This is a genomic window from Burkholderia pyrrocinia (assembly GCF_001028665.1).
GTDB classification, from domain to species: Bacteria; Pseudomonadota; Gammaproteobacteria; order Burkholderiales; family Burkholderiaceae; genus Burkholderia; species Burkholderia pyrrocinia.
In genome coordinates, this window is sequence record NZ_CP011503.1 from 3512086 (window position 1) to 3537494 (window position 25409).

Annotated in this window: 28 protein-coding genes and 1 pseudogene; 11 read left to right on the plus strand and 18 right to left on the minus strand. The window is 66.7% G+C overall.

The genetic code is table 11. The annotated features are described in order from the left end of the window. Positions 1-23 precede the first annotated feature (23 nt). On the minus strand, positions 24-434 hold the full coding sequence (locus ABD05_RS16005; RefSeq protein ID WP_047900960.1) for an ACT domain-containing protein: 411 nt from the start codon (positions 432-434) through the stop codon (positions 24-26). A 71-nt stretch (positions 435-505) separates the two neighbouring features. Next, a complete protein-coding gene (locus ABD05_RS16010) occupies positions 506-1426 on the minus strand; it encodes a LysR substrate-binding domain-containing protein (protein WP_047900961.1) in 921 nt (306 codons plus the stop codon). 134 nt (positions 1427-1560) lie between these two features. On the opposite strand from ABD05_RS16010, the gene ABD05_RS16015 reads away from it, so the two are divergent. Beyond that, on the plus strand, positions 1561-2376 hold the full coding sequence (locus ABD05_RS16015; RefSeq protein WP_047900962.1) for an aminotransferase class IV family protein: 816 nt from the start codon (positions 1561-1563) through the stop codon (positions 2374-2376). 31 nt (positions 2377-2407) lie between these two features. Here the strand turns inward: ABD05_RS16015 and ABD05_RS16020 are convergent, their stop codons facing one another. After that, positions 2408-2812 (minus strand): RidA family protein, encoded by a 405-nt coding sequence (locus tag ABD05_RS16020; protein WP_047900963.1) that lies wholly within the window; start codon positions 2810-2812, stop codon positions 2408-2410. 151 nt (positions 2813-2963) lie between these two features. On the opposite strand from ABD05_RS16020, the gene ABD05_RS16025 reads away from it, so the two are divergent. Continuing rightward, on the plus strand, positions 2964-3929 hold the full coding sequence (locus tag ABD05_RS16025; protein ID WP_047900964.1) for a LysR family transcriptional regulator: 966 nt from the start codon (positions 2964-2966) through the stop codon (positions 3927-3929). 75 nt (positions 3930-4004) lie between these two features. Here the strand turns inward: ABD05_RS16025 and ABD05_RS16030 are convergent, their stop codons facing one another. The 11 genes from ABD05_RS16030 to ABD05_RS16080 all read right to left on the minus strand — a co-directional run bounded on the left by ABD05_RS16030 (position 4005) and on the right by ABD05_RS16080 (position 14181). Then, entirely contained in the window at positions 4005-4517 is a 513-nt protein-coding gene (locus tag ABD05_RS16030) for an ureidoglycolate lyase (protein WP_047900965.1), read from the minus strand. Further along, positions 4514-5527: an allantoicase gene (gene alc, locus ABD05_RS16035; protein WP_047900966.1), complete on the minus strand. Its 1014-nt coding sequence runs from the start codon at positions 5525-5527 to the stop codon at positions 4514-4516. Before alc ends, ABD05_RS16030 begins: the two co-directional genes overlap by 4 nt. A gap of 62 nt (positions 5528-5589) precedes the next feature. After that, complete coding sequence (gene uraD, locus ABD05_RS16040; RefSeq protein ID WP_047900967.1) at positions 5590-6111, minus strand: 2-oxo-4-hydroxy-4-carboxy-5-ureidoimidazoline decarboxylase; 522 nt, start codon at positions 6109-6111, stop codon at positions 5590-5592. Further along, positions 6108-7061, minus strand: coding sequence for an allantoinase PuuE (gene puuE / locus ABD05_RS16045; protein ID WP_047900968.1), 954 nt, complete (start codon positions 7059-7061; stop codon positions 6108-6110). The genes uraD and puuE overlap by 4 nt, the downstream gene beginning before the upstream one ends. Positions 7062-7209: 148 nt before the next feature. Next, positions 7210-8001 carry an aspartate/glutamate racemase family protein gene (locus ABD05_RS16050; RefSeq protein ID WP_047900969.1) on the minus strand — a complete coding sequence of 264 codons (792 nt, stop codon included), beginning with the start codon at positions 7999-8001 and terminating at the stop codon, positions 7210-7212. A gap of 10 nt (positions 8002-8011) precedes the next feature. Further along, the gene (locus ABD05_RS16055; protein ID WP_047900970.1) at positions 8012-9496 is read right to left on the minus strand and encodes an NCS1 family nucleobase:cation symporter-1; all 1485 of its coding nucleotides are present in this window, start codon (positions 9494-9496) and stop codon (positions 8012-8014) included. Between the two features lie 149 nt (positions 9497-9645). Next, a complete protein-coding gene (locus ABD05_RS16060; protein ID WP_047900971.1) occupies positions 9646-10350 on the minus strand; it encodes a GntR family transcriptional regulator in 705 nt (234 codons plus the stop codon). 307 nt (positions 10351-10657) lie between these two features. Further along, on the minus strand, positions 10658-11596 hold the full coding sequence (gene ldcA / locus ABD05_RS16065; RefSeq protein WP_047900972.1) for a muramoyltetrapeptide carboxypeptidase: 939 nt from the start codon (positions 11594-11596) through the stop codon (positions 10658-10660). Positions 11597-11695: 99 nt separating this feature from the next. After that, positions 11696-12292 carry a tRNA adenosine(34) deaminase TadA gene (gene tadA, locus ABD05_RS16070; protein ID WP_082146114.1) on the minus strand — a complete coding sequence of 199 codons (597 nt, stop codon included), beginning with the start codon at positions 12290-12292 and terminating at the stop codon, positions 11696-11698. Next, positions 12289-12690 (minus strand): DnaJ family domain-containing protein, encoded by a 402-nt coding sequence (locus ABD05_RS16075; RefSeq protein ID WP_047900974.1) that lies wholly within the window; start codon positions 12688-12690, stop codon positions 12289-12291. The genes tadA and ABD05_RS16075 overlap by 4 nt, the downstream gene beginning before the upstream one ends. Before the next feature lie 279 nt (positions 12691-12969). Continuing rightward, positions 12970-14181 (minus strand): MFS transporter, encoded by a 1212-nt coding sequence (locus ABD05_RS16080; RefSeq protein WP_047900975.1) that lies wholly within the window; start codon positions 14179-14181, stop codon positions 12970-12972. A 367-nt stretch (positions 14182-14548) separates the two neighbouring features. On the opposite strand from ABD05_RS16080, the gene ABD05_RS16085 reads away from it, so the two are divergent. The 7 genes and pseudogenes from ABD05_RS16085 to ABD05_RS16115 all read left to right on the plus strand — a co-directional run bounded on the left by ABD05_RS16085 (position 14549) and on the right by ABD05_RS16115 (position 19747). After that, complete coding sequence (locus ABD05_RS16085; RefSeq protein WP_047900976.1) at positions 14549-15319, plus strand: GntR family transcriptional regulator; 771 nt, start codon at positions 14549-14551, stop codon at positions 15317-15319. Next, positions 15316-17055: a fumarate reductase/succinate dehydrogenase flavoprotein subunit gene (locus ABD05_RS16090; RefSeq protein ID WP_047900977.1), complete on the plus strand. Its 1740-nt coding sequence runs from the start codon at positions 15316-15318 to the stop codon at positions 17053-17055. Before ABD05_RS16085 ends, ABD05_RS16090 begins: the two co-directional genes overlap by 4 nt. Before the next feature lie 11 nt (positions 17056-17066). Further along, complete coding sequence (locus ABD05_RS16095; protein WP_047900978.1) at positions 17067-17312, plus strand: 4Fe-4S dicluster domain-containing protein; 246 nt, start codon at positions 17067-17069, stop codon at positions 17310-17312. 158 nt (positions 17313-17470) lie between these two features. After that, the gene (locus ABD05_RS16100; protein ID WP_047900979.1) at positions 17471-18472 is read left to right on the plus strand and encodes a HEAT repeat domain-containing protein; all 1002 of its coding nucleotides are present in this window, start codon (positions 17471-17473) and stop codon (positions 18470-18472) included. Further along, on the plus strand, positions 18469-18810 hold the full coding sequence (locus tag ABD05_RS16105; RefSeq protein ID WP_047900980.1) for a gamma-butyrobetaine hydroxylase-like domain-containing protein: 342 nt from the start codon (positions 18469-18471) through the stop codon (positions 18808-18810). Before ABD05_RS16100 ends, ABD05_RS16105 begins: the two co-directional genes overlap by 4 nt. Positions 18811-18882: 72 nt before the next feature. Then, positions 18883-19185, plus strand: a pseudogene (locus ABD05_RS39425) (NUDIX domain-containing protein); the annotation flags it as partial. 97 nt (positions 19186-19282) lie between these two features. Continuing rightward, complete coding sequence (locus tag ABD05_RS16115) at positions 19283-19747, plus strand: acetyltransferase (RefSeq protein ID WP_047900981.1); 465 nt, start codon at positions 19283-19285, stop codon at positions 19745-19747. Between the two features lie 140 nt (positions 19748-19887). Here the strand turns inward: ABD05_RS16115 and ABD05_RS16120 are convergent, their stop codons facing one another. Beyond that, complete coding sequence (locus tag ABD05_RS16120; protein WP_047901257.1) at positions 19888-20442, minus strand: TetR/AcrR family transcriptional regulator; 555 nt, start codon at positions 20440-20442, stop codon at positions 19888-19890. 96 nt (positions 20443-20538) lie between these two features. On the opposite strand from ABD05_RS16120, the gene ABD05_RS16125 reads away from it, so the two are divergent. After that, positions 20539-21204 carry a DJ-1/PfpI family protein gene (locus tag ABD05_RS16125; RefSeq protein WP_047900982.1) on the plus strand — a complete coding sequence of 222 codons (666 nt, stop codon included), beginning with the start codon at positions 20539-20541 and terminating at the stop codon, positions 21202-21204. Between the two features lie 234 nt (positions 21205-21438). After that, positions 21439-22056, plus strand: coding sequence for a 3'-5' exonuclease (locus tag ABD05_RS16130; protein ID WP_047900983.1), 618 nt, complete (start codon positions 21439-21441; stop codon positions 22054-22056). 182 nt (positions 22057-22238) lie between these two features. On the opposite strand, the gene ABD05_RS16135 is transcribed toward ABD05_RS16130, so the two are convergent. The 3 genes from ABD05_RS16135 to ABD05_RS16145 all read right to left on the minus strand — a co-directional run bounded on the left by ABD05_RS16135 (position 22239) and on the right by ABD05_RS16145 (position 25408). After that, on the minus strand, positions 22239-22532 hold the full coding sequence (locus ABD05_RS16135) for a hypothetical protein (protein ID WP_065499712.1): 294 nt from the start codon (positions 22530-22532) through the stop codon (positions 22239-22241). A gap of 549 nt (positions 22533-23081) precedes the next feature. Beyond that, positions 23082-24701 (minus strand): glutamine-hydrolyzing GMP synthase, encoded by a 1620-nt coding sequence (guaA, locus tag ABD05_RS16140; protein WP_047900985.1) that lies wholly within the window; start codon positions 24699-24701, stop codon positions 23082-23084. Between the two features lie 107 nt (positions 24702-24808). After that, the gene (locus tag ABD05_RS16145; protein ID WP_047900986.1) at positions 24809-25408 is read right to left on the minus strand and encodes an Asp23/Gls24 family envelope stress response protein; all 600 of its coding nucleotides are present in this window, start codon (positions 25406-25408) and stop codon (positions 24809-24811) included. Position 25409 lies beyond the last annotated feature (1 nt).

The following is a 25409-nucleotide window of genomic DNA, read 5'->3' on the forward strand; positions in this document are numbered from 1 at the left end:
GCCTGTTCCGAATGCGCCGCCCGCTAACTGCCCATCGCGTCGCGCTGGAGCGCGACGAGCGCATCGAGCGCGCGCGGGCCGTCGTCGAACGGCACGAAGATATGATCGTGGTACGCGGCGGCCATCACGTTGCAACTGATGCCGGCCGCACCGAGCGCCCGCGCGAATGCCGCGGTGAGGCCAACGGCCGCGAGATCGGAATGCACGGTCAGCGTGATCCACGCGGCGCGGAACAGCACGGGCCAGCCGCGACGTGAGGCCACCTCCTCGCGGACGACGACCGTCAGGCCTTCCGCTTCGCGGAACGTCGCAATCGTTTCGGATAACGATACGTCTGCATCGGTCGGCAGCGATACGAACGCGTACGCGCCCGGATGCAGCTCGGGTTGCATCGTGCGCAGCAGGATTGCGAGGTCGTTTTCAGGTTGGCTCATCGGAGGAACACGCCCGGAACCGGACGTCGTGCGGTGGCGATGCGGGCACGATAGCACGCGCGGCGATGGCACTACGCATCCACCATTGCCACTTCGTCCGCGAGCCAGCCGCGCAACGCGACGATGCGCGGATCATCCTGCGTCCGCTCCGGATACACGACGTGATAGGCCACCTCGGGCGACAGCGCGACGCTCACGTCGAACAGCCGCACGAGGCGTCCGTCCGCGAGATCGCGCGCGATCATGTGCGGCTCCGCGAGACCGACCGCCGCGCCGTCCGTCACGGCCTGCACGACGTGGCTCGAATCCGGAAACGCGACGCACCGGCTGTCGTCGAAACCATCGACGCCGGCCGCGGCCATCCATGCCGACCAGCGCGGCCAGATCATGCCGTCGACTTCGCAGTCCACATGGCAAAGCGTGTGGCGCAGCAAATCGCGCGGCTTGCGCAGCGGCGGCCCGGCCGACAGCAGCGCCGGGCTGCACACCGCGACGACCGACGTGCCGAACAGGCGCTGCGCGCACGCGCCGCGATAACGCCCGGTGCCGAAGCGGATCGCGACATCCACGTCGTCGTCATCGAAATCGCGCAACCGGTCGGTGATGTCGAACGTCAGTTCGAACGCCGGATGCGCGGCCCTGAAACGCGGCAGGCGCGGCAGCAGCCAGTGCGTCGCAAAGCGCGCGCCGACCGACACGCGAAGCTCCGTCTGTTCCCGCGCGGCGCGCCGCGCCCGTGCAGTCGCGCGCTGCAGGCCCGCCAGCGCATCGGCGGCCGCGCCGGCCAGCACGACGCCGGCCGGCGTCAGCCGGATGCTGCGGCTCGTGCGAATGAACAGCTCGATGCCGAGCTGCGCCTCGATTTCCTTGATCTGGTGGCTGACCGCCGCCGGCGTCAGCCCGACCTCGTCGGCCGCCCGCGAGAAATTCAGGTGCCGCGCCGCCGCATCGAACGTTCTCAGCGCGCGCGTACCGGGCCACATGCGTTCCATCGATCTTCAAAAATAATTTGATGACCGTTGCAAAACTACTCGTTTTTCAGCACGCCATCAATCGGCAAACAATAGGTTTTCTTGAAGATGCCGCGAGCCGCCCCGTGCCCGAGGCCGAACCCGGAGATTCGCCGATGACCGCTGCCCCTTTCCCGTCCGTCGCCCGGATCAACGGCGTGGCCGCCACGCAAGACGCGCTCGCCGCGCTGGCGTTCGCGGGCCATGCGCATTTCACCGCGATGCAGGTGCGCGACGGCTGCGTGCGCGGCCTCGACCTGCACCTCGCGCGGTTGCGCGATGCATCGAACGCGCTGTTCGGCCAGGCGTTGCCCGACGAGCGGATTCGCGCGTTCCTGCGCGCCGCGCTCGAGCGCGCACCGTCGGCGCTGTCGCTGACCGCAACCGTGCATGCGACGACGGGCGAATTCGTCGCGGCGCGCGACGACGAAGCACTCGACGTGCTGGTTCGTACCGCCGCGCCGTCGTCGGGGCCGGCCGGCCCGCTCGACCTCGCGCTTTTCGAATACGAGCGCGTGCTGCCCGACATCAAGCACGTCGGCGAAGTCGCGAAGACGCATTTCCTGCGCCGCGCGGTCGCGCAGGGTTTCGACGATGCGGCGTTCACCGATCGCCACGGGCGCATCAGCGAAGGCTCGATCTGGAACCTGGCGTTCTGGACCGGCGATGCAGTCATATGGCCGGTGGCCGGCATGCTCGGCGGCGTCACGATGCGCATCGTGCGCCGGCAACTGGCGCGCCTCGGCGTCGCGCAGCACGATCGCGAACTGACGCCGGCCGATATTCCTTCGATGGCCGGCGCCATCGTGATGAATTCGTGGACGCCCGGTATCGCCGTGCGCCGGTTCGGCACGGCGACGCTGCCCGACTCGCCGTCGTTCGCCGCGCTGCTGCATCGCGCGTATGAGCAGGAGCCGCTCGTCGCCCTGTGACGTGCGCCGACACGAAACGCTGCCGGCCACCTCACCCGTCGACAGGCTCCGGCAGCCGCGCGATCGCCTTGATCTCGAACTGGAAGCCGTACAACCAGGTCACGCCGACGGCGGTCAGCGTCGGGTGCGGCGCGTCGCCCCAATACTCGGGGACGATCTCCCAGATCCGCTCGAACGTCGCTTCAGGGTCGACGAGGAACACCGTCACGTCGACGACATCGTCGAACGTGCAGCCGGCCGCACGCAGCACCGCGTTCAGGTTGTCGAACGCGCGGCGGACCTGCGCGCCCAGCTCCGGCTCGGGCGAACCGTCGTCGCGGCTGCCGACCTGCCCGGACACGAACAGGAAGCCGTTCGAGCCCAGCGCCGGCGAATAGCGGTTGCGCTCATACAGCGCCCGGCGACCGGGCGGGAAAACTACGCTACGCTTTGCCATCCAACACCTCCATCAGTCAGTGGGGCGAAGCCGCCCCTGCATCAACGATGAAGGCACTTTAAGGACCGTTGCCCGGCGGATAAACCGGCAACCCTGCCCAACACTGTTTGTGCGGCCCAAACAATTCCCGACGACGCGGAGCCCCGACCCGATGGATCGATTCGACGCAATGCAGGCGTTCGCCCGCGTAGTGGAAGCCGGCAGCTTCACGAAGGCGGCCGAGACGCTGCACATGAGCCGCACCACCGTCACGCAACTGGTGCAGCAGCTCGAAGCGCGGTTGCGCGTGAAGCTGTTCAACCGCACGACGCGCAAGGTCGTGGTCACGGCCGACGGCGCTGCGTACTACGAGCGCGTGGTGCGGCTGCTGGCCGACATGGACGATGCCGAAACGAGCCTGTCCGCCGCGTCCGCTTCGCCCCGCGGGCGGCTGCGCGTGGACGTGCCGAGCCCGTTCGCGCGCCTGATCCTGATCCCCGCGCTGCCTGCTTTCCATGCGCGCTATCCGGACCTCCAGCTCGACATGGGCGTCAGCGACCGCGTGGTGGACGTGATCGGCGAGAGCGTCGACTGCGTCGTGCGCGGCGGCGAACCGGCCGACCGCTCGCTGGTCGCGCGCCGCGTCGGCGACCTGCGGCTCGGCGTGTACGCGTCGCCGGCCTATCTCGCGCGTGCCGGCACGCCGTCGCATCCGAACGAACTGGAAGACACGCATCACCGGATCGTCGGCTTCCTGTGGGCGCGTACCGGCAAGGCGCTGCCGTTTGCGATGGAATGCGACGGCGAGCGCGTCGACGTGCGCGGACGCTACGTGCTCGCCGTCGACGACGGCAATGCGTACCTCGAGGCCGGCCTCGCCGGGCTGGGCATTCTGTGGCTGCCCGACTACATGGCTGCCGCGCATCGCGCGCGTGGCGAACTGGTGCCGCTGTTCGAAGCGTGGCAGCTCGAACCGATGCCGATGTACGTCGCGTTCCCGCCGAACCGGCACGTCAGCGCGAAGGTGCGCGTCTTCGTCGACTGGATCGCCGACCTGATGGCGCAGCATGCGCCGGTCGCGAACCGGCGTCGCGGCGGCAACGGTTCGCGCGACACGCGCAAGGCTGTGGCGACCTGAAACGCGCGACACATAAAAAAAACCGCGCAAGTTGCGCGGGTTTCGACATGCGATGGCAGAAACGCCAGCGGCGACTCAGGCCGTCAGCGTGTGCAGCGCCTCGTCGGTGAGCCACAGCGATTCCTGCAGGTCCTGCTCGTTGAGGTTCAGGCCATCCCCGCCGCGATCGACGACGATGAAGTCGCTGACGCCGCCGAGCGCGATCAGCGGGTGATGCCACACGCCCTTCGCATAGTTGACGCCCTGCCAGCCGCTCGTCACGAACGCGCGGATCTTCGCCGGATCGAGATCGCCGGCAGGCGCCACGACGACGAGATACGGCTGGTCGTTCAACGGCACGAATGCCTGGCTGCCGAGCGGGTGCCGCTCGAGCATCTTCACTTCGAACGGCAGCGTGCGCGGCTGGCCGCGGAACAGGTTGACGAGCGTGCGGCCGTCTTCATCGGTCACGTCGACTTTCGCGAGATCGTGAAAGCGGATCGTCGTGCCGAGGTTGATCGGGATCTGCTTCGCTCCTTCCGTTTCGATCACGTCGCCGAACGGCGCGAACGCTTCCTTGGTCAGCGGTTCGATAACCAGCGTCTTCATTTGTCGAGCGTCCCCCACAGGCGCAGGCGCGACACGCCGCCGTCCGGAATGATGTTCAGCCGCACGTGCGTGACGGGGCCGAGCGACGCGATGTCGGCTTCGAAGTAATGCTGCTTGTCCATCTGCAGCTTCTGTTCGCCGAGCAGCACCGGCCAGAACATCGACTGCGTGATCAGCGAGCTGTCGGTGCCGCCCGACACGTACGCAGCCTGGATCGAGCAGCGGTCCGGGTAGTTGCCCTTGAAGAACGCGGTATCGACTTCGATCTTGCGGATCACGCCCGGCTGCGCGAGCGCGATGATCGCCCAGTCGTTGCCCGGTTCGCGGCGGCGGCGGGTTTCCCAGCCGTCGCCCATGTTCACGCCACGGCCCGGCAGCAGCAGGTTCGACGCGACGCCGAAGTGCTGGTTGTTCGCGGCCACGACATAACCGCCGTTTTCCATCGCCGCGAGATCGAACTGCTCGGTCGCGCTCGCGCCGGCCCAGTCGAGCTGCGGCTGGCCGTACACGCGCAGGCGCGCAATGCCGCCGTCCGGGTAGATGTTCACGCGCAGGTGTGTGAATGCGCGTGCGTCGCCCGCTTCGACGTAATGATGGCTGTTGCCCTGCAGCGTCGTCGACGGCACGATCTCGACCCACTCGGTCGCGTGCGTCGGCGCGCCGTCGGCCACGAAGGCGGCCTCGATCGATGCGGCCGGCGGGAAATTGCCGGTGAAGTGGCTCGTGTCGATGTCGAAGCCCTTGATCACGCCCGGGCGCGCGAGCTTGACGATGCACCAGTCGTAGCCCGTCGTGCGCTTGCGGCGCGTCTCCCAGCCGTCCATCCACTTGCCGTGGTCGTCGTACTTGCCGGGAATGAACACGGCCGGCTCGGGGTTCAGCATCCGGTCCTTCGGCGCGAAGAAATCGTCGCTGGCTTCGAGCGCCTGCGCACCGAGACGCGGGTCGGCAAGATTCACGTAGCGCCGCGTGAATTCGGGTGCGTTGGGGTCGAGAAGCGGAACAGCCATGATGTTTCCTTGTTTCAGTGATGCGATCGGGCCGCTGCGGCGCAGCAGGCCGTAATGCGGTGTCAGGCGTCGATCAGGTCGTCGAGGCGGAAGCGCGCGATCCGGTAGATCTGGTCGAGACTCGCGCGCAGTTCCTCGGTGCGCGAATGATTCACGCGCGACTCGAAGTTCGCGATGATGCCGTGCCGGTCATAGCCGCGCACCGCGAGGATGAACGGGAAGCCGAACTTCTCGCGATACGTGCGGTTCAGCGTCAGCAGCTTGTCGAACTCTTCCTGCGTGCACTGGTCGAGGCCCGCGCCGCTCTGCTCGCGCGTCGACTCGGCCGTCAGCTCGCCGCGCACGGCGGCCTTGCCGGCCAGCTCCGGGTGAGCGTTGATCAGCGCGAGCTGGCGCACTTCGCCGCCCGTTTCCACCGCGCCCGACATCGTCTTGTGCAGCGCATCGATGCTCGCGAACGGCCGCTCGCCCGCGGCGACCTCGGCCACCCACGGCGAATGTTCGAAGATCCCCGACAGCGCCGCGACGAATGCGCTCGGCGCCATCGTGTTCAGTTGATTCAACGTGTAACGCATCGCCTTCATGCTTTCCCTTCGTTTCGATGATTGGGCTGATACGGATGATGTTCACGCCAGTGACGCGCGATATCGACACGGCGCGTCACCCATACGCGATCGTGCTTCTCGATGTGATCGAGGAAACGCTGCAGCCCGCGGAACCGGCCCGGCCGGCCGAGCAGTCGGCAGTGCATGCCGATCGACAGCATCTTCGGCGCCTCGTCGCCCTCTGCGTACAGCACGTCGAACGCGTCGCGCAGGTAGTCGAAGAAGTGATCGCCGGTGTTGAAGCCCTGCGGCGTCGCGAAGCGCATGTCGTTCGTGTCGAGCGTGTACGGGACGATCAGTTGCGGCGACGTGCCGCCGCCCGACACCCCGACGTCCATCCAGAACGGCAGGTCGTCGCCGTAGTTGTCGGAGTCGTACAGGAAGCCGCCGTATTCCGCGACCAGGCGGTGCGTATTGGGGCTGTCGCGGCCGGTATACCAGCCGAGCGGGCGCTCGCCCGTCACGCGCTCGATCGCTTCCATCCCGAGACGCATGTGCTCGGCCTCGAGTTCGGGCGTCATGCTCTGGTAGTGGATCCAGCGCCAACCGTGGCACGCGATCTCATGGCCGAGCTCGACGAACGCGCGCGCGAGCTCCGGATGACGCTCGATCGCCATGCCGACGCCGAATACCGTCAGCGGCATCCCGCGCTTCTCGAATTCGCGCAGGATGCGCCACACGCCGGCCCGCGAACCGTATTCGTAGATCGACTCCATGCTCATGTGGCGGTCCGGATACGCGGCCGCACCGACGATTTCGGACAGGAACTGCTCGGAGCCCGGATCGCCGTGCAGCACGCAGTTCTCGCCGCCTTCTTCGTAGTTCAGCACGAATTGCACGGCGACGCGGGCGCGCCCCGGCCAGTTCGCCTGCACGGGATGGCGGCCGTAGCCGATCAGGTCGCGAGGATAGTTGGGATCGAGTGACATGGTTCGAAGTACGGCGAAAGTTCGCTGAAATAATGGGTTCGCATCGACCGCGCGGGTGCCGCAGGCCGGCCGCGCGGGCCGATGCGATGACGGCCCAGTGTAGCGAAAACGTCCATACGCGCCCATACAGCGGCGCAGATAGTGCATGTCACACGGTGTGTATGTGCGGTTGCGGCAAATTCGGGACCGGTTCCGCCGCATCCCCGTCCGGCGGGCTGAAGCGGGCGAATGCGCCGTCGTAGCGCTTCGGCAGCGGCCGCGCGTAGTCGCCGCGCTTCGCGGTCGCGAGGCGCAGCGCGACGAGCGCCTCGGCCCACTTGACGGCCGCCGTGACGCCCTCGACCACCGGCGCGCCGATCTGCTGCTCGATCTCGTGCGCGAACTCGGCCATTCCCGCGCAGCCGAGCACGATCGCGTCGGCGCCGTCCTCGTCGAGCGCGCGCCGGCATTCGTCGACGATGATCCGGCGCGCGGCCGACCCCGGCCGGTCGAGTTCGAGCACCGCGACGTCGGTCGCGCGCACGTTGCGGCAGAACCGCTTCATCCCGTAGCGTTCGGCCAGGTGCCACGCCATCCCGCAGGTGCGCGCGAGCGTCGTGACGACCGAGAAGCCCGGCGCGAGCACGCTCGCCGCATGCATCGCGGCCTCGGCGATGCCGATCACCGGCCCGCGCGCGAGCTCGCGCGCCGCGTAGAGGCCCGGATCGCCGAAGCACGCGATCACGTACGCGTCGCAGCCGTCGCGCTCGCCCTGCGCGATCTCGGCGAGCAGCCCGGGCGTCGCGAGCGCCTCGTCGTAATACCCTTCGATCGACGGCGGCCCCATCGGCGGGCTCACCGCGACGATCTCCGTGCCCGCGGCCGCGACGTCGCGCGCGCAGCGACCCATCGCGTCGGTCATCCGCTGCGTCGTATTCGGATTGATCAGTCGGATCTTCATCGCATGCTCCTCACGCCTTCGCGCTCACGAGCAGCCGGTAGAACACGAAGCCAAGCCCCGCGCCGATGAACCACGAGAAGTTCGCGACGCCCTGCCAGCCCGGCACCATCACGCAAACGACCGCGATCACCGCGGCCGGCAGCAGCGCGGCGAGCGCACGACGATTCACGCCGCCCGTGTACCAGTACGTGCCGCTCTCCGACATCGTGTACAGGTCGTCGCGCACGAGCCGGCCGCGCTTGACGAGGTAGAAGTCGGCGATCAGCACGCCGTACAACGGGCCGATGAATGCACCGAGCACGTCGAGCGTGTAGTGGATCACGGCCGGGTTGTTGAACAGGTTCCACGGCGTGATGAAGATCGACGCGACGGCCGCGAGCATCCCGCCCGCGCGCCAGCTGATCAGCCGCGGCGCGACGTTCGAGAAGTCGAACGCAGGCGACACGAAGTTCGCGACGATGTTGATGCCGATCGTCGCGATCGTGAACGTCAGCGCGCCGAGGATCACCGCGGTCGGATGGTCGATGCGGCCGACCGTCTCGACCGGATCGGTGATGAGTTCGCCGAACACGGGCAAGGTCGCTGCCGTCGTGATCACCGTGACGAGCGAGAACGCGAGGAAGTTGACGGGCAGCCCCCAGAAATTGCCGCGCTTCACGTCGCCGAACGAGCGGCAGTAGCGCGAGAAATCGCCGAAGTTCAGCATCGGCCCGGAGAAGTACGACACGACCAGCGACACGGCCGTGATCATCACCGGGATCACTTCCGCGCCGTGATACTTGACGCCGCCGAGGTTGAGGCCGATGTTGCGCCAGCCCGCGCGCCACACCATGTAGCCGGCGAGGATGAACATCACGACATAGACGGCCGGGCCCGCGAAGTCGATGAACTTCTTGATCGTCTCCATCCCGTTCCAGAACACGAACGCCTGCAGCACCCACAGCAGCATGAACCCGGCCCAGCCGACCGCCGACAGCCCGAGGAAGCCGTAGCGGTGGACGTCCGCGTACGGCAGCCATTGCGGGAAGAACTTCAGCACGACGATCACGAGCGCGCTCGACGCGAGATAGGTCTGGATGCCGTACCACGCGATCGCGATCAGCCCGCGGATCACGGCCGGCACGTTCGCGCCGAGCACGCCGAACGTCGCGCGGCACGCGACCGGATACGGTACGCCGATCTGCTGGCTCGGCCGCGCGATCAGGTTGCACAGCAGGTTCACGATGCCGATCCCGACGATCAGCGCGATCAGCACCTGCCAGCTCGTCAGCCCGAGCGCGAACAGGCTGCCCGCGAATACGTAGCCGCCGACGCTGTGCACGTCCGACATCCAGAATGCGAAGATGTTGTACGAGCCCCATGTCTGATTCTTCAGGGGTGCCAAATCTTCGTTATACAGACGTTCGCTGTAACCGCCCGGCAGCGTCGGGTCGCCGCCCTCGCCGCCTTCTTCCGCCGGATAGGCGCTGTCGTGCGCCACACTGAACTGAGCCATGACTTCTCCTTGACGCGGCCGGGTGGCCGCTCCACCGTCATCGATATCGCTCCGGATCGTCGCCCGGAGTCGGACCAGCGGCCCGCGGCGAACGCCGCAGGCCTGCATTGCTCTCGTTCTGTGGCGCGCGGCCGGGTTCGCGTCGCCGCTCAGGCGCCGCCGAACACTTCGCGCAAATCGACCTGCCCTTGCGCGGGCCGGTCCAGCATCTTCAGTTCGACATGCTGCAGGTGGTGCGCCATCAGCGTCACCGCCCGCTTCGGATCGCCCGCCTCCAGCGCGGCGAGGATCTCGTCGTGGTCGTCACACGAACACGGGCTGCGGCCGTGTGATTCGTACAGCGCCGACATCAGCGTCGAGCGTGCGACGAGCCCTTCGAGGCACTCGCTGAGCGTCGCATTGCCCATCAGCGTGGCGAGCGCCGTATGGAATTCGCCCGACAGGCGGATCCATGCCGCGAAGTCGTGCCGCTCGAACGCCTTGCGTTCCTTGTCGATCAGCGCGGCGACGCCCTTCAGCCGCTTCGCGCCGGGCCCGGCCGCGAGCCGCTCGACCACGGCGAGCTCGATGATCCGGCGCATCTCGAACACCTCGTGCACGTCCTGCAGCGTCGGGCTCGCGACGAACGCACCGCGGTTCGGTTCGAGTTCGACCAGCTTGTCGGTCGCGAGCTGCGCGAGCGCCTGGCGAATCGTCCCGCGCTTCACGCCGAACACGTCGCAGAGCTGCGCCTCCGTCAGCTTCGCGCCGGGCGCGAGCCGATGCTCGAGGATCGCCGTGCGGATCCGCTCGGCGATCGCTTCGGGACTGGCTGCACCGGACGGGTGGGAATCGGCCTCGTTCATGATCTGCATCGTGTGATGGTCCTCATCCTAGGATGGACATAAAGATTGTCAACAATTCTTTTCCGGAATTTCGCACAATCGGCGTGCACGGGCGCGACCACAATCGGTGCAGGATGCGCGAAATCCATGCACACCAAGCCTATAAGCCATGACAGAGGCCGTCCTCGCCGTATACCCTTTCGGACATTTTGTTGACAATACTGGTGCAAAACCCGGTGACGATTCTGTCGGTGCCCGCCGAAATTTTTGACCGTTAGTTGCACAATTACATAAAGAAAAAGGCGGGAACCCCGCCTTTCGATCAACCGTGTCAGCTTCAGCCGAGGTGCGGATAGTCCGACAGCGTAAGCCGGAAACCGTGCGCATTCGCGACCAGCTGCGCGTGCGCGCCGAACGGCAGCGTCAGCAGGTCGGGCACGTGGCCGAACTGCAGCCCCGTGACGACCGGAATGCCGACCACCTCGCGCACCTGGTCGATCATCGCCTGCATGTCGTAGCCGTTGTCGTATTCGAACGGCCGCGCGCCGGTGAACTGTCCGAGCACGAGCGCCTGCTGGCGCGCGAGCAACCCCGACAGGTGCAGTTGATAGATCATCCGCTCGATCCGGAACGGCTGTTCGTTGACGTCCTCGATGAACAGGATGCCGCCCTCGATGTCGGGCATGAACGGCGTGCCGATGAGCGACGTGAGGATCGCAAGGTTGCCGCCCCACAAGGTGCCCGTCACGTTCACGGTCTGCACCTGCGGCGCCTCGGCGATGATCGTCGTGCTCGACTGCGTCAGCGTCTGCCAGAAGTGCTGCATCGTGAAATCGCTCGGCGTTTCCGCGCCGAAATCGGCGGACAGCATCGGGCCGCCGAACGTCTTGATGCGCGCCTTCGCGTACAGCGCGAGCTGGATCGCCGTGAAGTCGCTGTGGCCGACGAGCGCAACCGGCTGGTCGCGCAGCCTGCGCTCGAGCCCGCGATAGTCGAGCCCGTGCAGGATCCGCGCGGCACCGTAGCCGCCGCGCACCGCAAGCGCGATGTCCGGCAGCGGCCGCTCGGGATCGGCGAGACGGTTCAGGTCGCCTGCCCGCTCGCCGTCGGTGCCGCCGAAACGCTGGAAGCGCCGCTGCGTCGCTTCGATGTTCTCGATGCGTTGCTGCGCGGTGCTGAGGCGTTCGAGCGCGCGATTGATCGCGTCGGGATCGTGCGGATAACCGGACGGCGCCAGCAGGCGAATGGTGTAGGACGCGGCGGGCTGAAAGGACATGGCGAAAGGTGTCGGGTCGTCAAACCTGCTTAGAGGGTCCGAACCGTCTTCGGTTCAGGGAACCGTGCGCGCCCGGAGCGACAGGCACGGCCGGCGCGACTATGACGCGCCGGTTTCGGCGTCGCGGGCCAGCCGTGCTTCGCGCAGCGCGCGACGGCGCTCGGCGAAGAACGACTTCAGCGCGGCGCCGCACTCGTCGGCGAGCACGCCGCCGGTCACTTCGGTGTGGTGGTTGAGCTGCGGATTCGCGAACGCGTCGATCACGCTGCCGCACGCGCCCGTCTTCGGATCGGCAGCGCCGTAGACGACCCGCGCGATGCGCGCATGCATGATCGCGCCTGCGCACATCAGGCACGGCTCGAGCGTCACGTACAGCTCGCAGCCGGGCATCCGGTAATTCTGCAGATTTTGCGCGGCCATGCGCAGCGCGGCCATTTCCGCATGGGCCGACGGGTCGTGCCCGCCGATCGGATGGTTGAAGCCGCGTGCGATCACTTCGTCGCCGCGCACGAGCACCGCGCCGACCGGCACTTCGCCGGCCGCGCGCGCCTCTTCCGCGGCGGCCTGCGCAAGCCGCATGAAATGCAGGTCGCGCGCCGATACGGGAGCAGCTTCGGGAGCAGGAGACCGGGCGGCGGGTTCAGCGGCCGCGTCGGCCGCCGATCGGGCTGCGTCGTGCAGCGCGTCGGACGTCACATCGGCCCCGCTTCGGCGGGCATCTCGTCGAGCCCGCGCTCGCACAGGCGTTCCGCGATGCGACGGCAGTAGTCGCGCGGCATCACCATCGGGCCGCCGCGCAGCGATTCGAGCGCCATGTCGAGCGCCAGGATCTTCGCCTGCAGCCGGCAGCGCGCGGCACGGTCGCTGACCGCCTGCACTTCGTCATGCAGGTTGCGCAGCGCGCGCAATTGCTCGACGGCCGGCGGCACGAAGCCCGCGTTCTTCAGGATACGGTTGGCCACCCGCACCTCCTCGGGCACGAGCAGGTCGTCATCCAGCGCCTGCGGCGCGCCGGTACCCGGCAAATCGTCGAACTCGCCCCGCGCGGCGGCGGCGGCGATACGTTGTTCGACCAGGGCGTCAAGCAATCTCATCAGTCAATTGGAACAATGCGGCAGGCCGAATTCTAGCAGGGTGACGCGGGTATGACAGGCCCTTCGAATATATGCTCGATATTGTGTTTTTTAGGGGCCGAATCGCGGCGCATACGTGCCGATCGGCGCCACTTGCCGCTCTGCTGCGCCGCAGCAGGCGGAGCGCCTTCCGGACACCGGCAAATACAAGCGGTGTCGGGCCCTGTTTTTATCTGCGATGACACAGGACGGGTGTCGCGAATCCGGTGAAACGGCAGGCGTCGATGTGCCGTTGCCGGATCACGCGGCTAACGTTTCCGGCCGCGCTTTCGCAAACGGGCGGAACATCATCGCGATCAGAAACGCGCCGAGACCGATCGCGAACGAACCGATGTACAGCCGGCCGTAGCTGCCGAACGTATCGACGATCAGGCCGCCGGCAACCGGCCCCGCGGCCATCCCGAGGCTGCCGGCCATCGCGCAGCCGCCGATCACGGTGCCCATCATCCGCAGCGGGAAGTTCTCGCGCGCGAGCACCGAATACAGCGGCATCACGCCCGCATAGATGAAGCCGAACAGCGTCGCGACCGCGTAGAACCCGTCGAGCGTGCGCACGAAGTAGTAGCCGAGCGCGCCCAGCGCCTGCGCGAGCAGCCCGGCCACCAGCATCCGCTTCGCGCCGACGCGGTCGCCGAGGAGGCCGAACACGATCCGGCCGCCCATGCCCGCGAGCCCTTCGACGCTGTAGATCGACACCGCGACGATCAGCGGGATCCCGCACGTCACCGCGTAGCTGACCGTATGGAAGATCGGGCCCGAGTGGGTCGCGCAGCAGAAGAAATTGGTCAGCACCAGCACCATGAACTGCGGCGAGCGCAGCGCGTCCGCGACCGACATCGCCGCGGGCGCGCCGGCAGGCTGAGGCGCCGCGTGCGCGCGGTCGAGCGCGGGCGCCCTGCGCACCAGCAGCGACACCGGGATCATCACGACGGCCGCCAGTGCGGCGACGAGCAGCATCGACGTGCGCCAGTCATGCGTCGATACGAGCCACGCGGCCAGCGGCGACATCGTCATCGGCGCCATCCCCATGCCGGCCGACACGAGCGACACCGCCAGGCTGCGGTGCGTGTCGAACCAGCCCGTCACGCACGCCATCATCGGCGCGAACACCGCGGCCGTCGCGCTGCCGACGGCAAGGCCGAAGGTCAGCTGGAACGCGAGCAGCGACGGCGCGCGGCTCGCCAGCGCGAGGCTCGCCGACAGCAGCACGGCGCCCGTCATGACGACCGCGCGCGCACCGATGCGGTCCGACAGGCTGCCCCACCCCATGCTCGCGAAGGCCATCGCGATGAAGCCGAGCGTCATCGCGCCGGAAATGCCGGTCATCGACCAGCCCGTGTCGCGCGCAATCGCGCGCAGGAACACCGGCAGCGAAAACATCGCGCCGATCGCGAGGCAGCCCATCAGGCCGCCCGCGGCGACGATCACCCAGCGGTATCGGGAATCCGGCATTTGGCGTCTCCTGTCTCGTTTCGGCAATCCTCGGGAACCGCGCTACTGCGGCGCCGCACGGCGGCCTGCCCGGCTGCCGCATCAACGCTGTCGCAAGCCTGGTCGACATGGATACGACGGGCGACGCATCGGGAAATCGACATGCGCGCCGCACGCGCCGGCGAATTTTTTTGATTGTCGGCCAATCCGCGCGACTGGCAAGGAGCGGATCGTTCGAACACCGGACGCCGGACGCCGGATCGCCCGTTCTGCCCACTGCCTGCCTCCCCGCTTTTCCGGATTCGGAAAGTCGAAATCAGAAATGGTTGGTTTGGACACCCGATCGAGCCGGCTACACTCGAACCATCTTGTCATAACAAGTTGACCGATGACCCCACCCAACGTCGTGCCGCTGTCGGCGGCCCCGCTCTACGTGCAGATCAAGGACACGCTGCGCGTGCGCATCCTCGACGGCACTTATGCGCCGCACAGCCGGATGCCGTCCGAGCACGAACTCTGCGCGATGTTCGACGTCAGCCGCATCACGGTGCGCCAGGCGCTCGGCGACCTGCAGAAGGAAGGCCTGCTGTTCAAGCTGCACGGCAAGGGCACGTTCGTGTCGAAGCCGAAGGCGTTCCAGAACGTGACGTCGCTGCAGGGGTTCGCCGAGGCGATGTCGACGATGGGCTACGAGATCGTCAACCAGTTGCGCAGCTTTCGCACCGTGAAGGCCGACCGCCATCTCGCGACGAAGCTGAACGTGCCGGAAGGCGCGCCGCTCGTCGAGATCCACCGCGTGCGGCTGCTGAACCGCGAGCCCGTGTCGCTCGAACAGACCTGGGTGCCCGAAGCGCTCGGCAAGCGCCTCGCGGGCGCCGATCTCGCGACCCGCGACATCTTCCTGATCCTCGAAAACGACTGCGGCATCCCGCTCGGTCATGCCGACGTGTCGATCGACGCGATCCTCGCCGACGACGAGATCGTCGATGCGCTGCACGTCGAGGAAAGCAGCCCCGTGCTGCGTATCGAGCGCCTCACGCACGACGCGTCGGGCACGCCGATCGACTACGAATACCTCTACTTCCGCGGCGACGCCTTCCAGTACCGGTTGCGCATCGACCGGCAGAAGGCGCGCAAACCTGCAAGGAACTCGCGATGAATACCCATGTGCACGAATACGACGTCGTCGTGGTCGGCGGCGGCACGGCCGGCCCGATGGCGGCGATCAAGGCGAAGGAACGCGACCCGTCCCTGCGCGTGCTGCTGCTCGAAAAAGCCCACGTGAAGCGCAGCGGCGCGATCTCGATGGGGATGGACGGGCTGAACAACGCGGTGATCCCCGGGCATGCGACGCCCGAGCAATACACGCGCGAGATCACGATCGCCAACGACGGCATCGTCGACCAGGAAGCCGTGCACGCGTATGCGACGCACAGCTTCGCGACGATCGAACAGCTCGACCGCTGGGGCGTGAAGTTCGAGAAGGACGGCACCGGCGACTACGCGGTGAAGAAGGTCCATCACATGGGCTCGTACGTGCTGCCGATGCCGGAAGGACACGACATCAAGAAAGTGCTGTACCGGCAACTGAAGCGCGCGCGCATCGCGATCACGAACCGGATCGTCGCGACGCGCGTGCTGACCGATGCGCACGGACGTGCGAGCGGCGTGCTCGGCTTCGACTGCCGCACCGCGGCGTTCCACGTGATCCGCGCGAAGGCCGTGATTCTCTGCTGCGGCGCCGCAGGCCGGCTCGGGCTGCCGGCGTCGGGCTACCTGATGGGCACGTACGAGAACCCGACCAACGCAGGCGACGGCTATGCGATGGCCTATCACGCCGGCGCCGCGCTTGCGAATCTCGAATGCTTCCAGATCAATCCGCTGATCAAGGACTACAACGGCCCCGCATGCGCGTACGTGACGGGCCCGCTCGGCGGCTTCACCGCGAACGGCAAGGGCGAGCGCTTCATCGAATGCGATTACTGGAGCGGCCAGATGATGTGGGAGTTCTACCAGGAACTGCAAAGCGGCAACGGCCCCGTGTTCCTGAAGCTCGACCATCTCGCGGAAGAAACGATCCGGACCATCGAGCAGATCCTGCACACGAACGAGCGGCCGAGCCGCGGCCGTTTCCATGCGGGGCGCGGGACCGACTACCGACACCAGATGGTCGAGATGCACATCTCCGAGATCGGCTTCTGCAGCGGCCACAGCGCGTCGGGCGTGTACGTGAACGCCCGCGCGGAAACGACCGTGCAGGGACTCTACGCAGCCGGCGACATGGCGGCCGTCCCGCACAACTACATGCTCGGCGCGTTCACGTATGGCTGGTTCGCCGGACAGAACGCGGCCGACTACGTGGCCGGCCGCGACCATGCACCGGTGGACGACGAACAGGTCGACGCCGAGCGCGCCCGCGTGCTCGCCCCGCTGTTTCGCGAGCGCGGCCTGGCGCCGGCGCAGGTCGAATACAAGCTGCGCCGCCTGGTGAACGACTACCTGCAACCGCCGAAGGTGACCCGCAAGATGGAAATCGGACTGCAACGTTTCGACGATATTACGGAGGATATCGAAGAGATAAAGGCGAGCCATCCTCACGAACTGATGCGCGCGGCTGAAGTTCGAGCGATCCGCGACTGCGCCGAAATGGCCGCCCGCGCGTCGCTGTTTCGCACCGAGAGCCGCTGGGGGCTGTATCACCATCGCGTCGACTTTCCGCACCGCAACGACGCCGAATGGTTTTGTCACACCTGGCTGCGCAAGGATGCCGACGGCGCGATGCGCAGCGAGAAGCGGCCGGTCGAACCGTACATCGTGCCGCTTGCCGACGACGAACGCAGCGCCTACGCGCATCTGCGCATCCGCGAACCGGCCGCACTCTCGGCCGCCCTTTGAGGAGCCTTACCGTGCCCCATACCCCGCACGACATCTTCCAGCGCAGCAGCGCGCCCGTCACGATCGACGAGGCACTGTGCATCGCCGACAAGGGCTGCACCGTCTGCGTCGACGTGTGCCCGCTCGACCTGCTCGCGATCGACGTGACCAAGGGCAAGGCCTACATGCAGTTCGACGAATGCTGGTACTGCATGCCGTGCGAACGCGATTGCCCGACCGGTGCGGTCAAGGTCGACATCCCTTACCTGCTGCGCTGACCGGGCGCGCGGCCGATCTTCGTCGTGCCGCCCGCGCTGGCCGTGCATCGACGACGTGACGGCCGGTCGGCGCTCGCCAGGTTCGCGCCGCCATACCGCGCCGCCGATGCACCGCGTTCCGTGAGCAGCCGCCCTTTCATCGAACCGACCTTTTGCCCATGACCGCTTTCTCTTCCACCTCCTCGCTGCCCGGCACGCACGATCCGGATCTTGCCGCACTCGTCGCCCGCCTCGCTGCGCCCGATGCATCCGTGCGCCGTATTGCACTGCTCGAACTCGCCGATCTCGAGGAATCCGATCTCGTGCCCGCGTTCGTCGCGGCGCTGCGCGACGACCCGTCGGCCGACGTGCGCAGCGAGGCGGCCCGCGTCCTCGGCGAATGGGAACAGCCCGACGTCGTCGACGCGCTGTGCGGCGCGCTGCTCGACCCGGACGACGGCGTGCGCGCCACTGCCGCGCAGAGCCTGTCCGAACTGAAGGACGCGGCATCGGGTACCGTGCTGTGCAGCTGGGCCGACCGGCCCGAGCCGTTCGTGCGCAGTGCCGTGCTGCGCGGGCTGCGCGAGTTGCGCGTCCCCGATGCGTTCGCGCCTGCACTGCATGCACTCGACGCCGACACCCCGGCCGTGCGCACCGAGGCGGCAGCCGTGCTCGGCTGGCTCAAGGATTCGCGCGCGCTGCCGCTACTCGCACGCATCGCAACGGCCGACGCCGATGCGGACGTGCGCCGTATTGCGGTCGGTGCGATCGGGTTCGCGACACCCGGCGACACGACCGTCGTCACCGCATTGCTCGTGGCACTGCGCGACGCAGCATGGCAGGTCCGCGAGGAAGCGGCCGCAACACTCGGCAAGCTGCGCGTTGCGGACGCGCGCGCACCGCTCGTTGCCGCGCTCGACGACGATTACTGGCAAGTGCGCTTGCGTGCCGTGCGCGCGCTCGGGCAGCTGCGCGATGCTACCGCGGCGCAGGCCGTCGTCGCGCTGCTCTCGCATGCGATCAGCAATCTGCGCAAGGAAGCCGCGCTTGCGCTCGGCGAATTGCGCGACCGCTCGACACTTCCCGCGCTGCACGACGCACTGGAGGATCGCGACCCCGAGGTGCGCAAGGCGGTGCGGATCGCGATCGGACAGATCGGGCTACTCGGGGAGAGGCAATGACGCCGCCGACCGAGATCGCGCTCGATTACGCGGCCCGTGCATTGACGCTGCGCTGGCCGGGCGGCGACATGCAGTGCATCGGTTACGCACGATTGCGCAGCGACTGCCCGTGTGCCGCATGCCGAAAGATCCGACTCGACGGACACGTTGTCGACGCGATGCCGAACCTGACGCTGGACGGCTTGGAACCGGCCGGTTACGGCATCCGCCTGCTGTTCGGCGACGGTCATGCGCGCGGCATCTATCCGTGGCCGTATCTGATGGAACTCGGCAAGCGCGAGACGGATGCGGACATCGCGGCGCATTGCATCTGCACATCTGGTGATCTCGCAGGCTGACCGTCGACGGGCCACCGTTGCATCGGGCACACCGCACCTCGATGCGCGCCGCCGACGTGTGCCCGAGAACGCCGCGATACCGCCGAAGAGACGACCGTCGACGTCGAAGCGCTGGACGCCTTTACCGCACTGGATGCCTTCGATTACGATGCCGACGGCGGCGTGCGCCAGCATTTCATCATGGTCGCGGTGCTGTGCAGACGGTTGCGCGGCACGCCCGCCGCCGGCGACGACGCGCTCGACGCGCGCTGGTTCGGCCTCGCCGAACTCGATCGCGACGACTTGCCGATGAGTGCGGGTGTCCGCGACGTCGCGCGACGGGCGATCGAACGGGCCGCGGGCCTTGGCAATGCGCAGCGTCCATCAACTACTTGAAACATCACCGTCGTTCCCGTGTCCGGTGCGGGCGGCCCGATCGGGGCCATGACGGTGTCGGCTACCCGCCGATCTCCGAACCACAACACGTCAAACCATGATCAGAATTCGCAAGTCCACCGAGGCCGACGGCACACGCGTGCTGGACATCTGGCGCGGCGCGGTCGATGCAACGCACCACTTCCTGAGCGACGACGACCGTCGCGCAATCGAAACCGAAGTCGTGGCGTTTCTGCCCGGCGCGCCGCTCGATCTCGCTGTCGATGATGACGACCGCGCGATCGGCTTCATGCTGCTCGACGGCAGTCACATGGAAGCGCTGTTCGTCGATCCCGCTCACCATGGCGCGGACGTCGGGCGGCTGCTTGTGGAAGAAGCGATCAGGCGCCATCCCGACCTGTCGACCGACGTCAACGAGCAGAACGAAGCGGCGGCGGGATTCTATGAACGGCTCGGATTCGAGCGTTGCGGGCGATCGGCGCTCGATGGACAAGGGCGGGCATATCCGTTGATTCACCTGCGCTATCGCGCGGCACGGCCGTTCTCACCGGAACGCGCGTAACCTCGGCTCGAGCGATATCGGGCTGCCGTTCACGCCGCACGCATATCGACACTCGAACGCGGCCGGTTGATGCCGAATCCGCTCAACGCACGCGGCACGCGTCACGCGCACCGACGAGCAGCCGCGTCGCGTGTGACGCGTCATGCGCGACGCATCGGCAGCACGCGTTCGGCGATCGCGAAGGCGCTTTGCATGAAACCGTTGAACCGGTCGGCATCGCGCCGCAGCCCGGCCTGTTGTCCGCCGATCAGGCACAAATGCACGGCCTGCCCGACGATCTCGGCCTCGCCCGACGTGCGCACCAGCCGGCGCGACGTGTCGATTGCAAACGCGAGCCGCGTCGCGTCGACGCGCTGCTGGAATTCCGCGACCAGCGGATCGTGCAATGCCCATGCGCGAATCGCGATTTCACGCCCCGACCGTTTCTCGGCGGCAATGCGCAGATAGCGCGCCAACGTGTCGCCAGCACCGTGGCCGTCCGCCGCATACGTGAGCATGCGCGTCGTGTAGTCGTCCTCCCACGCGCTCAGCAACGTCCGGACGAAGTCTTCGCGATTGCGGAAGTGGTGATAGAACGAACCGCGCGTCACGTTCAGCCGCCGCGCGAGATTCTCGGCCGAGATGCCCGCGTACCCTTCTCCATCGAGGGCATCGAAGCCCGCTGCAATCCAGTCGTTTCGCGTCAGTGTGCTCATCGTCATCGCCATACAGGCTGTGTATGGTGCGGCATGGACAGATAGGCTGCGAACTCTATCACGGCCGCCGCCGCTTCCGGCAGCGTGCCACTACGCATGGAGTCCGCCTTGAAAGACATCGCGCTCGTCGCATTCGACCGGTTCACCGACATCGACCTGTTCCTGATGTGGGACATTCTCGGCCGCAACAACAGGGACTGGCGCGTCCGGATTCTGGGCGCGCAGTCGGCGCTGCATTCCGCACATGGCCTGGCCATCCCGACGCACGGCCCGCTCGCCGACGCCAGTCGCGCCGACGCGGTCCTGTTTTCGAGCGGCAAGGAAGGCGTACCGGCCGCGCTCGCCCATCCTGATTTCCTGCCATCGTTCGATCTCGATCCCGAACGCCAGCTTGTCGGATCGATCTGCGCCGGCGCCTTCATTCTCGAACGGCTCGGGCTGCTGCCCCAGCGCCGCGCCACGACGCATCCCGAAGCGCGGAAGGGATTGCAGGCACTCGAGTTGCAAGTGATGGACCAGCCGCTGGTGTGCCACGGCAACGTCGCGACCGCGGGGGGATGCCTTGCGTCGCTCTATCTGACGGGGTGGCTGGTGGAATCGCTGTTCGATGCGGACAAGCGGCGCGAGACGTTGCTGCCCGTGCTGCCTGCCGGGCAACGAGAGATTTACGACGATCTGATCGAGTTCAGCATCAGGCAGGCTGCGGGACAAACCACGGGCCCGATCCGGATGGTTGAAGGCGAAAACGGGCTGGCGGCGTGACCCACGGATCGATGGGCTGCCGATAGTCGGCGACCAGCACCCTGTTGCATCGTCGTGCGTACTGCCGAGCCAACGGCGAATCGGAACAAATTCGCGGTCGATCCGGACCATCGATCGGGTCGGCGTGTGCCGCACGGATGGTCGTTTCCCGGGCTGAACCAGCCTGTCGCGGGCCTGGAGATGCTAACCTCTCGGCCACTCTAACGACACCGCGTGAAGCAACAGGATTCGACCATGCAAACCGTTGCGGTACTGGACTTCGAAACAACCGGACTTTCGCCGAACCTGGGCGACCGTGCGACCGAAATCGCCGTCATCCTCCTCCGCGACGGACAAGTCGTCGACCGCTTCCAGAGTCTGATGAATGCAGGCAGACGCATACCGTCGGATGTCGTCGCGCTGACCGGCATCACGAACGAGATGATCGCATCGGCTCCCCCGGCGTCGAAAGTCATGAAGGACGCCGCGGCGTTCGTCGGCAAGCACGCGGTCGTCGCCCACAATGCCGGCTTCGACAAACGGTTCTGGCAGGCAGAACTCGGGCTTCTCGGCATGTCGGCCGAGCATGCCTTTGCCTGCACGATGCTCGTGGCACGACGCATTTACCCGGACGCGCTGAGTCATCGCCTGTCGAGCCTCGCAGACATGCTGCGGTTGCCGAAATCGGGACGTGCGCACCGGGCGATGGTCGATGCCGAGATGGCCAGCCATCTGTGGTGCCGGCTGCAGCAGGACATCGCGCGGACGTACGGACTGAATCGTATCGATCACGCGCTCATGACACGTGTGCAGGCCACGGCGAAGGCGAAAGTGCCGACGTACCTGCGTTCGCTCGTGGGCTCGCACGCGTGAGAATTCGAGGCGCGATGGCGCTGACTTGCGCAATCCGTTAACGAAAAGCGGCTTGGCAATCTGCCAGGCCGTTTTCTTGTCGCAACAGTCTTCCGGTTGATTCCGAACACAAGGCAACGGCGGGACGGCCATTTTGCGGCCGCCCACGACGCTGGCCGACCGAGCGGCGACTTGTTTTCGTACTATGCAAGACCGATAAGGAGCACTTTGAGCGTACCTCCGTGGCTGAGGTCTCCCAGATAGGCCACGACCTTCTGCTTCTGTCCAAGCGCTGTGAGCGCGTTTCCAATCTGGATCAGCAACGCCGTGTTCGAGGCATCCACTGCAAACGAATTCCCCCCCTCGTTATTGAGCATGAAAGGAAGGGTATCGTTCTTGTCCCAATAACCCAGCTGGATTGACTCAACCTCTACGCGCTTCAAACCGTCCGCCTGCTCCGCGAACTTCTGAAGTTCGCTGAAATTTTCGTTCGACATGTCAATTTCTCCTGCAGTGAGTTGAAAAAAGCCGAAAACCAGGGTCATATAGTCCGAATCTGGCTTGCGCGAGTCACGCATCGACAACGTTCATCACCATCTCCGCGGTGGCTTGGGTCAGCCATCCGCGAAGAGCCCTGCCGGGACGAAATTAGGTTGAGCACGCAAAGCAATCAATTACACTCGATTACAGTCGCGGCGAAATGGGGGGTAGCAGCACGTCGCTTACCGACTGCTCCATCAAGCGGTCTCGCTATGCACGCGGACGCTGTTTCAAACCCGCACCTTTTGCGCTGCAACTGATTGCCGGTACCGATTGGGTACGGCATGGTGCAGTCGATGAGCGGAGCGGAGCCGCTGGTTGAACGAGAGCGAAAATAAAGGCATCCGCGACGCGTCATTGCACACGAATGTCCCCGGTGTGTTCCAGTCGGCGAAACACGAAATCCGCGCGACGCGCCAGTCGGGCCAAAAAACAAAAAAGCCCGCTGTGAAGCGGGCTTAGATGTGTTCTGCTGCAAGGTCGTCCGGTACGTGCCGGACGTCCAATTACTCCCACTCGATCGTCGCCGGCGGCTTCCCCGAGATGTCGTACACCACACGGTTGATCCCGCGCACCTCGTTGATGATCCGGTTCGACGCGCGGCCGAGCAGCGCGTACGGCAGGTGCGCCCAGTGTGCGGTCATGAAGTCGGTCGTCTGCACGGCGCGCAGCGACGTCACGTAGTCGTACGTGCGGCCGTCGCCCATCACGCCGACCGACTTCACCGGCAGGAACACCGCGAACGCCTGGCTCGTCAGGTCGTACCAGCTCTTGCCGACATCGGCTTCGCCGCACAGGCCGGCAGCCGCATCCTGCGCGGTCGCGGTCGTGTTGCGCAGCTCCTCGATGAAGATCGCGTCCGCGCGGCGCAGCAGGTCCGCGTATTCGCGCTTCACTTCGCCGAGAATCCGCACGCCGAGGCCCGGGCCCGGGAACGGATGGCGGTACACCATCTCCGGCGGCAGGCCGAGCGCGACGCCCAGCTCGCGCACTTCGTCCTTGAACAGGTCGCGCAGCGGCTCGAGCAGCTTCAGGCCGAGCGTTTCCGGCAGGCCGCCGACGTTGTGGTGGCTCTTGATCGTCGTCGCCTTCTTCGTCTTCGTGCCGCCCGATTCGACCACGTCCGGATAGATCGTGCCCTGCGCGAGCCACTTCGCCTTCGACAGCTTCTTCGCCTCGGCCTGGAACACTTCGACGAACTCGCGGCCGATGATCTTGCGCTTCGCTTCCGGATCGGTCACGCCGGCCAGGTGGCCGAGGAACTGGTCGGCTGCGTCGACGTGCACGACCTTCGCGTGCAGGCGGCCCTCGAACATGTCGAGCACCATCTTGCCTTCGTTCAGGCGCAGCAGGCCGTGGTCGACGAACACGCAGGTAAGCTGGTCGCCGATCGCGCGATGGATCAGCGCGGCCGCGACGCTCGAATCGACGCCGCCCGACAGGCCGAGAATCACTTCCTCGTCACCGACCTGCTCGCGAATCTTCGCGACGGCTTCCTCGATGTGGTTGCGCATGATCCAGTCCGGCTTCGCACCGGCGATCTGCAGCACGAAGCGCTCGATGATCTGGCGGCCCTTCACCGTGTGCGTGACTTCCGGGTGGAACTGCACCGCGTAGTAGCCGCGCGCCTCGTCGGCCATGCCGGCGATCGGGCAGCTCGGCGTCGACGCCATCAGCGCGAAGCCCGGCGGCAGCTCGGCGACCTTGTCGCCGTGGCTCATCCAGACCTTCAGCATCCCGTGGCCTTCGGCCGTCGTGAAATCCTCGATGCCGTCGAGCAGGCGCGTATGGCCGTGCGCCCGCATTTCCGCATAGCCGAATTCGCGATGGTCGCTCCACTCGACCTTGCCGCCAAGCTGCACGGCCATCGTCTGCATGCCGTAGCAGATGCCGAGCACCGGCACACCGAGATCCCACACGGCCTGCGGTGCGCGCAGTTGATGGTCTTCGTACGTGCTCGCATGGCTGCCCGACAGGATCACCGCCTTCGGCGCGAACTCGCGGACGAAGTCGTCGGACACATCGTTCGGATGGATTTCGCAGTAGACGTGCGCTTCACGCACGCGCCGCGCGATCAGTTGGGTGACTTGCGAACCGAAGTCGAGAATCAGGATTTTGTCGTGCATGGCTGCGGACGGGATGAAGAGAATAAGAAAAGCAGCGCATAGTGCGCTGCGTCAATAGCATGGACAGCGGCGTCGGGCGGCAGGCGGCACGCGCGACGCATGGCCGGTCAATCCTGCATCGGCGGGCGCTCGTCGAGTGCGACGCCGCCTGACGATTGGCTGGATGCGGGCGACGACGGCGCCGCGGGCGCCGCGGGACGGCTGGCGACCGGTTCGACGCGCTGCGGTGCGGGCGACGACGCCGGCGCCATCGCCGGCTCGGCCGGACGCTGCGCCGGTGCGCGCGCCTCGAGCGCCTGCGCTTTCTCGCGCCGGCGCACGGCCGATGCGAGCCGCACGCCGCCGAGGCCGAGCACGATCAGCACGCCCCCGGCCACGACCGACAGCACCCTGCCGGCGGCCGCGAGCGCGGGACCGCTGCCGGTGCCGAGCGACCAGACGATCGTCAGCGCGCCGGTCAGCCAGTACACATGGCCGACCGACCGCGCGACGGGTGCCGTGAGATCGCCGTTGAACGCCGCATGAAACGCGAGCCACGCGAGCCCGAGCAACGCGATGCCGAACGCCTGGCCGAGCATCGCCGGCTGGACGTTCGCAAGCTGCAGCGCGTTGAACAGCGACTGCCAGGGCGTCAGCACGAACAGCACGCCGAACGCCAGCAGCAGCACGGCATCGATGATCAGCACGGCTCGCAGCAGCGGTTTCATC